The sequence below is a fragment of the uncultured Polaribacter sp. genome (assembly GCF_947497125.1).
GTDB lineage: Bacteria > Bacteroidota > Bacteroidia > Flavobacteriales > Flavobacteriaceae > Polaribacter.
Genome location: NZ_CANMFI010000007.1, coordinates 18,295 through 30,251, shown reverse-complemented (window position 1 = coordinate 30,251; position 11,957 = coordinate 18,295). Strand labels below are relative to the sequence as shown.

General features: G+C 32.3%; 10 protein-coding genes. 5 read left to right on the top strand and 5 right to left on the bottom strand.

Annotated features, from left to right (window positions below):
* Positions 1–4 precede the first annotated feature (4 nt).
* A complete protein-coding gene (gene ruvA, locus Q0678_RS10555; RefSeq protein ID WP_299057634.1) occupies positions 5–586 on the bottom strand; it encodes a Holliday junction branch migration protein RuvA in 582 nt (193 codons plus the stop codon).
* 20 nt (positions 587–606) lie between these two features.
* Complete coding sequence (locus tag Q0678_RS10550) at positions 607–2,886, bottom strand: NADP-dependent malic enzyme (protein WP_299057632.1); 2,280 nt, start codon at positions 2,884–2,886, stop codon at positions 607–609.
* Positions 2,887–3,132: 246 nt separating this feature from the next.
* Here Q0678_RS10550 and Q0678_RS10545 point away from each other — a divergent pair, with 246 nt between their 5' ends.
* Positions 3,133–5,601: a DUF5686 and carboxypeptidase regulatory-like domain-containing protein gene (locus tag Q0678_RS10545; RefSeq protein ID WP_299057630.1), complete on the top strand. Its 2,469-nt coding sequence runs from the start codon at positions 3,133–3,135 to the stop codon at positions 5,599–5,601.
* Between the two features lies 1 nt (position 5,602).
* Positions 5,603–5,845: a MoaD/ThiS family protein gene (locus tag Q0678_RS10540; RefSeq protein ID WP_299057628.1), complete on the top strand. Its 243-nt coding sequence runs from the start codon at positions 5,603–5,605 to the stop codon at positions 5,843–5,845.
* Position 5,846: 1 nt separating this feature from the next.
* Here Q0678_RS10540 and Q0678_RS10535 read toward each other — a convergent pair whose 3' ends face one another.
* Positions 5,847–6,122 carry a DUF3817 domain-containing protein gene (locus Q0678_RS10535; protein WP_299057626.1) on the bottom strand — a complete coding sequence of 92 codons (276 nt, stop codon included), beginning with the start codon at positions 6,120–6,122 and terminating at the stop codon, positions 5,847–5,849.
* Between the two features lie 97 nt (positions 6,123–6,219).
* On the opposite strand from Q0678_RS10535, the gene Q0678_RS10530 reads away from it, so the two are divergent.
* Positions 6,220–6,642, top strand: coding sequence for a molybdenum cofactor biosynthesis protein MoaE (locus tag Q0678_RS10530; protein ID WP_299057624.1), 423 nt, complete (start codon positions 6,220–6,222; stop codon positions 6,640–6,642).
* 6 nt (positions 6,643–6,648) lie between these two features.
* Here the strand turns inward: Q0678_RS10530 and Q0678_RS10525 are convergent, their stop codons facing one another.
* On the bottom strand, positions 6,649–7,665 hold the full coding sequence (locus tag Q0678_RS10525) for a COX15/CtaA family protein (protein ID WP_299057913.1): 1,017 nt from the start codon (positions 7,663–7,665) through the stop codon (positions 6,649–6,651).
* 88 nt (positions 7,666–7,753) lie between these two features.
* Positions 7,754–7,945, bottom strand: coding sequence for a cold-shock protein (locus tag Q0678_RS10520; protein ID WP_036825331.1), 192 nt, complete (start codon positions 7,943–7,945; stop codon positions 7,754–7,756).
* Positions 7,946–8,355: 410 nt separating this feature from the next.
* Between Q0678_RS10520 and Q0678_RS10515 the strand changes: the two genes are divergently transcribed.
* Together Q0678_RS10515 and Q0678_RS10510 are read left to right on the top strand one after the other, a co-directional pair.
* The gene (locus Q0678_RS10515) at positions 8,356–9,327 is read left to right on the top strand and encodes a ribonucleotide-diphosphate reductase subunit beta (RefSeq protein ID WP_299057615.1); all 972 of its coding nucleotides are present in this window, start codon (positions 8,356–8,358) and stop codon (positions 9,325–9,327) included.
* Positions 9,328–9,429: 102 nt separating this feature from the next.
* Positions 9,430–11,823 (top strand): ribonucleoside-diphosphate reductase subunit alpha, encoded by a 2,394-nt coding sequence (locus Q0678_RS10510; protein ID WP_299057613.1) that lies wholly within the window; start codon positions 9,430–9,432, stop codon positions 11,821–11,823.
* The last annotated feature ends 134 nt before the right edge of the window (positions 11,824–11,957 follow it).

Genomic DNA, 11,957 nt, shown 5'->3' with positions numbered 1-11,957 from the left:
TTTATTATAAATTCTTTAAAGCTAATTTTATTAAGTTCTCTACAGTAGCATCGGGATTTTCTTTTAAAATTGAAGCAACCACTTTTTCTGATTGTTTCTTATGAAAACCTAAAACTTCTAAAGCAGATAACGCTTCTTCTTTGTTTGTATTGTTATTAGAGATAGAAACTTCATCTAATTCGAAGGTTTTAAGTATTTTATCTTTTAAATCTACAATAACTCTTTGGGCTGTTTTAGCCCCAATACCTTTTACAGACTGAATTAAAGCTACATTCTCTGACGCTATTGCTTGCTGTATTTCTTCGGATGTCATAGAAGACAACATCGTTCTGGCAATGCTTGGCCCCACACCAGAAACAGAGATTAAGAACTTAAAAACGGCTCTTTCTGTTTTTGATATAAAACCAAATAACGTGTGTGCATCTTCTCTTATAGACAAATGCGTGTACAAAACAACCGCTTCTCCTTCTGGTAAGCTAGAAAATGTATTTAATGATATGTGTAACAAATACCCTACGCCATTACAATCTACAACAACTTCTGTCGGATTTTTTTCTACTAGTCTTCCTCTAATTTGTGTAATCATCGCTTTTTTTAAGGTCGCTATTATTTGTTTCTTTTCTCTTTTTCTTGTGCATCTACAGCAGCTAAAGCAGCCATATTTACCATTTCATCTACACTTGCACCTAACTGTAAAATATGAACTGGTTTGCTTAAACCTAAAATTACAGGGCCTATAGATTCTGCCTTATTTACTTCCTTTAAAAGTTTATATGTAATGTTTGCCGACTCTAAGTTCGGAAAAATTAACACATTTACTTTTTTACCATTTAATTTAGAAAAAGGAAACTCTTTTGCTAGCATTTCTGGGTTAAGTGCAAAATCTGCTTGTAACTCTCCGTCTACTATTGTTTCCGGAAAATGACGATGCAAATAAGAAACTGCTTCATTAATTTTCTTAGAAGTTTCTGAACTCGATGCCCCAAAATTAGAAAAAGAGAGCATTGCCATATTTGGTTTCATCCCAAACATTTTTGCAAAGTTGCCCGTCATTTGTGCAATTTTAACTAGGTCTTTTGCTGTAGGGTTTATATTGATTGTGGTATCTGCTAAAAACAAAGGACCTTGCTTGGTAAGCATTAAATTACTCGCAGCTATTCTTGTAATTCCTTTATCTTTTTCAATAAGTTCTAAAATTGGCTTTAATACGGTAGGATAAGGTCTAGAATATCCGGTAACTAAAGCATCTGCTTCTCCTTCGTTAACCATCATCGCTGCAAAGTAATTACGCTCTCGCATTAATTTTTTTGCCTCTGTAAAGGTACGTCCTTTACGTTGTCTATTTTTCCAGTAAGCTTGTCCAAATCGCTCTCTTCTCTCCGATTCTTCATCTGTTTTTGGGTCTATAATAGGCACATCTGCTGTAAAACCTATTTCTTCCATCAAGTCTAAAATAACGTCTTTTCTACCCAATAAAATAGGGTTTCCAATTTTTTCATCATAAACTCTTTGTGCTGCTTTTAAAACATCTAAATGGTCTGCCTCTGCAAAAACAATACTTTTTTTATTGCTCTTTGCTCTGTTATGTAACAGTCTTATTTCTTTATTACCAGAACCAGAACGCTCCATTAAAGCTTCTCTATATTTTTCCCAATCTTCAATTGGCTCTAAAGCTACACCAGAATCCATAGCTGCTTTGGCAATTGCTGGTGGTATTTCATAAATTAATCTTGGATCGAATGGTTTTGGAATAATGTATTCTTTACCGTACGTTAAGCTTACCTCATCGTACACAATATTTACTTGTTCTGGCACCGATTTTTTTGCTAAATCTGCCAAGGCGTGTACCGCTGCCATTTTCATCTCTTCATTAATTTTAGTAGCTCTTACATCTAAAGCGCCTCTAAAAATAAACGGAAAACCTAATACATTATTTACTTGATTAGGATGATCAGATCTACCTGTTGCCATAATAATATCGTCTCTGGTAGCAACAGCAATATCATATTCTATTTCTGGCTCTGGGTTTGCCATAGCAAACACAATTGGGTTTTTTGCCATTGATAAAAGCATCTCTGGCGAAACTATATTTCCTTTAGACAAGCCTATAAAAACATCTGCATGATGCATTGCTTCTTCTAAAGTTTGTAAATCTCTGTCGGTAGCAAATTCTGCTTTCTGAGAAGTAAGATTGTCTCTATCTTTTCTGATAACACCCTTACTATCACACATAATTACGTTCTCTCTTTTTACCCCTAATTTTAAATATAGGCGAGTACAAGAAATGGCCGCAGCACCTGCTCCGTTTACTACAATTTTAATTTCACGAATGTCTTTTTCGGTAATATCTACAGCATTTTTTAAGGCAGCTGCAGAAATAATTGCAGTTCCGTGCTGGTCATCATGCATGACCGGTATGTCTAATTCTTCTTTTAAACGTCTTTCTATTTCAAAAGCTTCTGGCGCTTTAATATCTTCTAAATTAATACCTCCAAAAGTAGGTGCTATTGCTTTTACAGTGCTTATAAAATGCTCTACATTCTTAGAATCTACTTCAATATCAAAAACATCAATATCTGCAAATATCTTAAAAAGCAATCCTTTACCTTCCATTACCGGTTTAGATGCATCTGGGCCAATATCTCCCAAGCCTAAAACCGCAGAACCATCTGTAATTACAGCAACTAAATTTCCTTTGGCAGTATACTTATATGCGTTATTTTTATCTTTTGCAATTTCTAAACAAGGCTCTGCCACACCTGGTGAATATGCTAAGGCTAAATCGTGTTGTGTAGCATACTTTTTAGTAGGTACAACTTCTATTTTTCCTGGCTTTGGTTTTGCGTGGTAAAGTAAAGCTTCATGTCTTTTTCTAGAATCGCTCATATATTTTTTGTTTACTTATTTTTGACTTACAAATATATGATTTTCAACGGAAGAGAAAATGAAATAGTAAAAGAATATAAATTCAGAAAAAAGACGTTAAAATTCGCATTCTTTAAAGCATGCTTTAATATTTAAAAACGATTGCCTTCAGCAATAAAAATCTTAATAAACATATCTTTTTTTGATGGTTTAACATTGTTTTTATCGCTATTTACAACAGAAAGTTTATGTTTGTAATAAAAAAAGATGAATAAGTTTTCTTTCCTTTTATTGCTATTAATCACTTCTAGTGCTTTTGCACAAATACAAGGTACCATTACAGATAAAAACAACAATCCTTTGTCATTTGTTAGTGTTTATCTTAACAAAACAGTTACAGGCACAACCTCTAACGATAATGGAGAATATATTTTAGACATCACTAAAAAAGGAACGTATACGGTGGTATTTCAATTTATAGGCTTTACCACTGTAAAAAAAGAGGTAACTATTACTTCTTTTCCTTTTAATTTAAATATCGAACTAGAAGAAGAACAGGTTGTTTTAAACGAAATTTATATTTCTACAAAAGACAACCCTGCAAATGCAATTATTAGAAAAGTTATTGCTAACAAAGAAAAAAACACCGACAAAAACGCAGCCTACACCGCCGATTTCTATTCAAGAGGATTGTATAAAATAAAAGATGCTCCTGAAAAATTTTTAGGACAAACAATGGGCGATTTTGGTGGCGGATTAGATTCTACCAGAAGTGGTATTATTTACCTTTCTGAAACAGTCTCTAAAATTAAATTTCAAAAAAAACCGAGTCGATTTAAAGAAACTATTATTGCATCAAAAGTAAGTGGTACAGATAACGGTATTAGTTTTAACAGAGCAGAAGATGCAAATATTAATTTTTACAGCAACAATGTTGAGTTTGGTAATAATTTAATATCACCAATTGCTAACAATGCATTTAGCTACTACAAGTATAAGCTAGAGGGTTCTTTTTATGACAAAAACGGCAAACTAATCAATAAAATAAAACTGCTACCAAAACGAAAAAACGATAATGTTTTTAATGGTGCTATTTATATTGTAGAAGATGATTGGGCACTTTACGGTGTTGATGTGTCGGTTACTGGCGCACAAATAAATGTACCAGTTGTAGATGTGCTTCTATTAAAGCAAAACTACAATTACGCTACACAAAATGATGCTTGGGTATTGATTGGGCAAAGCATAGATTTTAAAGTAAATGTTTTGGGTTTTAAGGTAGACGGACGATTCTCTGCAGCTTACTCTAACTATAATTTTTCTCCTACCTTTTTAAAAAATACCTTTACAAATGAGGTATTAACTTTCGAAAAACAAGCGACCGAGAAAGACAATACTTATTGGAACAATTTAAGACCCGTACCGCTTACCAAAGAAGAAGTAAAAGACTACAAAGTTAAAGATAGCTTAAAAAGCATACGTGTATCAAAAAAATACCTAGACTCTGTAAACAGAAAGCAAAATAAATTTAACATATTAAGTCCTTTGATGGGGTATACGTATCGAAATTCTTACGAAAAATGGTCTGCCTCTTACAATGGTTTTTTAAGTGATTTTGGATTTAATACCGTACAAGGATTTACAACCTCTACAGGTTTTAACTACTTTAAGAGAGTAAATAAAACCGGCAAATGGTTTTCTACAGGCGCCAAATTAGACTATGGTTTTTCTGAAAAAAAAATAAGACCTACTGTCTTTTTTACAAAAAAATGGAACTCGTTATCGAAACCAACTCTAGCCATAACAGCAGGTATTACAACGGCACAATTTAACCCAAGAAACCCAATTTCTAGAAAAGACAACACTATAAGATCTCTATTATTACGAGATAATTATTTAAAAATATACGAAAAAGAATTTGCTAAAATTAGCTATTCAGAAGAGATTACAAACGGCATTTACCTTTCTACCTCGTTAGAGTACGCCAACAGAAAACCACTTTTTAATACCAGTAATTATTCTTTTGCCAAACAAAGTACCAATGCGCCATACACTTCTAACAATCCGTTAGATGAAACAAATTATACAGATGCTGCTTTTACCTCTCATAAAATTGCTTCTTTAAATATTGGTGCAGAGTTTGTTTTTGGTCAAAAGTACTTGTCATATCCGAATAGAAAAGTTCGTGTAGACAACAACAAGTACCCAACATTAGATGTAAATTATAGAAAAAATTTTGGCGCTGAAAACAACGCATTAAATTCAGACCTTATTACCACCAATTTAAGACAATATATAAGTGCTGGTAATTACGGAAACTTAACCTATCATCTTAGAGCTGGAATGTTTCTTAAAAAGAAAGACATTGCTTTTATGGATTACCTGCAACCCAACGGCAATCAATTAACATTTGTAACAGACAATCAATTAAACAGTTTTGGTTTGCTTAACTATTATCAATTTTACACCAATGATAAATATTTAGAAGCACATTTAGAGCATAGTTTTAAAGGAGCTATTTTAGGCAAAATACCGTTGCTAAATAAACTAAGTCTTCATTTGGTTGGTGGTGCTAAAACATTATTAATGGCAAACCAAAAACCATATACAGAATACTCGATAGGGATTGATAACATTGGTTTTGATAAATGGCGATTTTTAAGAATAGACTTTGTTCAATCTAATTATAATGGCATTACAAATAATGGTTTCCTATTTCGATTAAATATTTTTTAATATGACTATTCAACTTCTTTTTTTCGGAATTACAACAGATTTAATAGGCAACTCTTCAGCTGCATTTACACTACCAGAAGCATGTTCTGTAGCCCTTTTTAAAGTGTTGCTTATTGAAAAATATCCGCAGTTACAAAACAACAGCTCTTTTGCAATAGCCGTAAATGAAAGCTACGCAACAGAAAACGAAGTAATAAAAGAGGGAGATGTTGTTGCAATTATACCACCAGTTAGCGGAGGATAATTTAGCCTTGTAAATATTTTTTATCAACATAAAAAGTACCAAAAGGAAGTATTGATGCTAACAAAACAATGCAAAAGTCTTTAAGACTCCATTTCATTTCTTTTTTAATTAAAAAAGCTATAATAATATAAAGCATAAAAAGGATTCCATGAGGCATCCCTAACATTTTTACATAACTAGCATCTGCACTAAAATACTTAATGGGTACTGCTACAAAGAGTAGTAATAGGTAAGAAACTCCTTCAAAAAAACTAACAACTCTAAAAATGTTTTTCATAACTTATCTTATTTATCAGCAGTAATGTTTGCAATACAAAAATACAAATTTGTTTTCCTATTTTTGCCTAATAAGCAACTAGATTTACAAACACTTAATGAGCAATATTTCTATTAAAATTACTTCGGATAAATTAGATTTACAAACATGTTACCAGTTTGTTGAAGATGCTTCTAGTGGCGGAATTGCTGCTTTTATTGGTACTGTTAGAAACGACACTGATGGTAAAGAGGTAACTAAGTTAGATTTTTCTACCTATAAACCCATGGCAATTAAAGAGATAGAAAAAATTGCAAGAAAAGCGCTATCTGATTTTGATATAAAAAAAATTGCCATTCACCATGCCGAGGGTCTTTTAAAAATAGGCGATATTCCTGTTATTATAACCGTTTCATCTAAACATAGAAAAGCAGCGTTTAGCGCTTGTCAGTTTGCGATTGACACTTTAAAAGAAACCGTACCTATCTGGAAAAAAGAATATTTTTCTGACGGAGAAGTATGGGTAAATGCACACCCATAAAAACAATTATTTTGCAGAACGACTTTGCAACAGTAAGTAATATTGCAATCCGAATAAAACAGCACCAGACAATAAATGTACTGCTTGTGTTCCTATAGGAAAAGATGCATAATACATTAAAATACCTGTAATGGTTTCTAAAAAGAGTAAAAGTAAAATCCAATTAACAAGTTTATAGCCTAGGTTTTTTATTTGATTTAAATAAAACAGACCAAAATTCACTAAAACTATCAAAATAGTAAAAGAACGATGAAAATAGAACTTAAAACTTGGGTTAAGTAAGCTGTATTGTTTGTTTTCGAAACCAAATAACTTTACTTGCTCGTCTATAAATTGCCTTACCTGTGTTCCCATTGCTATCTGAACCAAAGAAAATAAGACAGAAACAATTAATAATTTAGAGAAAAGAGCATTGTACTTATAAACCTTCTTTTTTGTAGATGTTATAAATTGTAAACGTAATAACAACCCAATGATAATTAGACCTACAACCATATGAATGGTAATAATTGTAGGTTTTAAATTCGTGTCTACCACCGTTTTACCGAGCCAAGCTTCAAACAACATTAAAGCAAAAGCAATGTAGGCTAAGACTGGTATTCTTTTATCGGTAGACCAAAACTTAGACGCTGCAAAAACTAAAAATAAGAATACAAAACCAGACAAAACAGAGGCCAATCTATTGATATACTCTGTCCAGGTATGGTATTTATTAAATACATTATAAGTGTGTTTGGTATAAGGCTGCCAATTATCAAGATTAAAAGCAGCACCTGTTTTTAATGTTTTTTGAGCAACAAATAAAGCTTCATCTTTAATAATGATAACTCCTTTTTTAAAAGTGGCATTTGGTTGCCAAGTAATTTGAGATTCTGATGTTGGCGGTATGTAATAGCCAAAGCATTTTGGCCAATCTGGGCAACCCATTCCAGAACCTGTCATTCGAACAACAGCACCTGCTAAAAATATTAAATAAACCGAGATAATGGCTACTTGAACAATTTGAGGGAATCTATTTTTCATCATCAAAAAACTTTATACAAAAATAAGACAAAAAAAAAGTCGCTCAAAAAATTAAGCGACTTGTTTTTAAAATTTAAAAGAGTGGTTATTAGATAACTCTAACGTCTACAGCATTTAAACCTTTTCTACCTTCTTTAAGGTCAAACTCTACGGCGTCGCCTTCTCTAATTTCGTCAATTAATCCTGATACATGTACAAAGTACTCTGTGTTTGAATCATCTTCAGTTACAAATCCAAATCCTTTAGATTCGTTGAAGAATTTTACGGTTCCTTTTTTCACTATAATATAATATAAATGTTAATAATATTACAAATATAAGAAGAATAGTAGTCGGTTTTACAAAAGCAAAAATTATTACCATTTTGTTCAACCAAATTTGTATTAATTAAGAGCAAAAAATTCTTTTTTAAAAAATATTTTTTCATCAAAAACAACAAAATTAAAAAGTGATTTAAGAAGACCAACAAGCATAGTGCTTACAGCGCTTTTAACAACTTAAAAAACTAACTATCAATTCATTAAAAAAAGTATAAAAACAAAAAATATGCGTAAAAAAAACATGAATTGTTAAAAACTTATAGGGATTGTGGATAAGTATGCCTTTTATTTTGGAGCAAAAAATTCAATCTTTGTAAGGGTCCAATTTTGAGATCAATATTTACAAATTAACACATAAAACTCCACGAGAAATGTCTAAACAAGAACCAATTTTACAACACAATGATAATCGATTTGTTATTTTCCCCATACAACATGACGACTTGTGGGAATGGTACAAAAAACAACAAGCTTGTTTTTGGACTGCCGAAGAAATTGATTTAACTGCAGACATTGTAGACTGGACTACAAAACTTACCAACGACGAACGTTACTTTATAAAACACATTTTAGCGTTTTTTGCTGCTTCTGATGGTATTGTAAACGAAAATTTAGCAGAAAACTTTGTAAATGAAGTACAATATTCTGAAGCTAAATTTTTCTATGGTTTTCAAATAATGATGGAAAACATTCATTCTGAAACCTATTCTCTACTAATAGATAGTTATGTAAAAGATGAAGTTGAAAAAGATAACTTATTTAGAGCTATAGAAGTATTTCCTGCAATTAAAAAGAAAGCAGATTGGGCATTAAAATGGATTGAATCTGACTCTTTTGCAGAGCGATTAATCGCTTTTGCAGCTGTAGAAGGCATCTTCTTTTCAGGAGCATTTTGTTCTATCTTCTGGTTAAAGAAAAGAGGATTGTTACCAGGATTAACTTTTTCTAATGAGTTAATTTCTCGTGACGAAGGCATGCACTGTGACTTTGCCGTTCACTTACACAACAACCATATTGTAAATAGAGTATCGCCAGAACGTATTAAAGAAATTATAGTAGACGCATTAAATATTGAAAGAGAGTTTGTTACAGAGTCTTTACCTGTTAGTTTAATAGGAATGAACGCAAAACTAATGACGCAATATTTAGAGTACGTAACCGATAGATTATTGTTAGAGTTTGGATGCGATAAAGTATACGAATCTACAAATCCTTTCGATTTTATGGAAATGATTTCCTTAGAAGGAAAAACTAATTTCTTCGAAAAAAGAGTTTCAGAATACCAAAAAGCAGGTGTAAAATCTGGTGGTACAGGTAGCATTAGCTTCGATTCTGACTTTTAAACGCGACTTAAAAAACGTAAAAACAACTAATCAGTAAAAAGAGTGTCCAAAAATTGGAGTTTTTGGTGGCTCTAATAATTAATAAACCCAAAAAAAATAAAAATGTTTGTATTAAAAAGAGACGGCAAAAAAGAGCCTGTAATGTTCGATAAGATTACAGCGAGAGTTAAAAAAATGTGTTACGGATTAAACAAAATTGTAGATCCTGTAAAAGTTGCAATGCGAGTAATAGAAGGCTTGTATGATGGGGTTACCACTCCAGAATTAGACAACCTTGCCGCAGAAACTGCAGCAACAATGACAACTGCTCACCCAGACTATGCTAAATTAGCTGCAAGAATTGCCGTTTCTAACTTACATAAAAATACCAAAAAATCATTTTCGGAAACGATGGATGATTTGTATTACTATGTAAATCCTCGTACAGACAAAAAAGCTCCATTACTAGCAGACGATGTTTATAAGATTATAAAAGACAACGCAGAAAAACTAGACTCTACCATCATTTACAACAGAGATTTTAATTACGATTATTTTGGGTTTAAAACATTAGAACGCTCTTACTTACTTAAATTAAATGGTAAAATTGCCGAAAGACCACAGCACATGTTAATGCGTGTTTCTATCGGTATTCATAAAAATGATATTGATGAAGCAATTGCTACTTATGAGCTAATGAGTAAAAAATACTTTACCCATGCAACACCAACATTATTTAACGCAGGTACCCCAAAACCACAAATGTCATCTTGTTTTTTATTACAAATGCAAGACGATAGTATAGAGGGTATTTACGACACACTACAACAAACAGCAAAAATATCTCAATCTGCAGGTGGTATCGGATTATCTATACACAATGTAAGAGCTACAGGTTCTTATATTAGAGGAACAAACGGTACCTCTAACGGAATTGTACCAATGCTAAAAGTATTTAATGATACTGCTCGTTATGTAGATCAAGGTGGTGGTAAACGTAAAGGTTCTTTTGCAATGTACTTAGAAACATGGCATGCAGATATCTTTGATTTTCTAGACCTAAAAAAGAATCATGGTAAAGAAGAAATGCGTGCTAGAGACCTTTTCTATGCAATGTGGATTTCTGATTTATTTATGAAACGTGTAGAGCAAGATGCAGAATGGACATTAATGTGCCCAAATGAGTGCCCACATTTATTTGATACTTATGGTGATGAGTTTGAGCGCCTATACACAAGCTACGAAGCAGCCGGTAAAGGAAGAAAAACAATTAAGGCCAGAGAATTATGGGAAAAAATTCTAGAATCTCAAATAGAAACAGGCACACCTTACATGCTATACAAAGACGCTGTAAACCGTAAAACGAATCACAAAAATTTAGGAACTATTCGTTCTTCTAACTTGTGTACAGAAATTATGGAATACACTGCAAACGATGAAGTAGCAGTATGTAACCTTGCTTCTATTGCTTTGCCAATGTTTGTTTCTGAAAGAGATAACGGAGAAAAGTTTTTTAATCACAAAAAATTATTCGATGTAACAAAAAAAGTGACTCGCAACTTAGACACAGTGATAGACATGAACTACTATCCTGTTAAAGAAGCAGAAAACTCTAACTTTAGACACAGACCTGTTGGGTTAGGTATACAAGGTTTAGCAGATACATTTATTAATTTGCGCTTGCCTTTTACAAGTGATGCAGCAAAACAGTTAAATAAAGACATTTTTGAAACCATGTATTTTGGTGCGGTAACTTCTTCTATGGAGCTAGCAAAAGCAAAAGAACCATACTCTACATTTAAAGGATCGCCAATGTCTGAAGGAGAATTTCAGTTTAACATGTGGGGCATTAAAGATGATGAACTAAGTGGTAACTGGGACTGGGCTAAATTACGTAAAGACGTTAAAAAACACGGTGTAAGAAACTCTTTATTAGTTGCACCAATGCCAACGGCTTCTACCTCTCAAATACTAGGTAACAATGAAGCTTTTGAACCATATACATCTAATATTTACACTCGTAGAGTACTTTCTGGAGAATTTATTGTTGTAAACAAACACCTACTAGAAGACTTAGTAGAATTAGGCTTGTGGGACAATGAAATGAAAGAAGACATTATGCGTGCAAACGGATCTATACAACATATAGAAAAGATTCCTGCAGAATTAAGAGAGCTTTATAAAACGGTTTGGGAAATGAGTATGAAAGACATTATTGATATGGCACGCCATAGAGGTTATTTTATAGATCAATCTCAGTCTTTAAACTTATTTATGAAAGACCCAGATTATGGTAAGCTTACTTCTATGCATTTCTACGGATGGAAATCTGGTTTAAAAACAGGAATGTATTACTTAAGAACAAAATCTGCAGTAAATGCAAAACAATTTACTTTAAATATTGATAAAACAGAAGAATTGGTAGAAAAACCAATGTCTCCTGCAGAATTTAAAGCAATGGTAGATGCCTCTAAAAATGCTGCACCAGATGATGATTGCTTAATGTGTGGTTCTTAAACCAACAATTAATCATAAAATATTAAAAGAGAAACCAAATTGGTTTCTCTTTTTTTTATTAAAAAACAATACATAAGAAACCAATGCATACAAAAATTATGTATATTTGATGCGAGTCGGATAGACAATTTTTA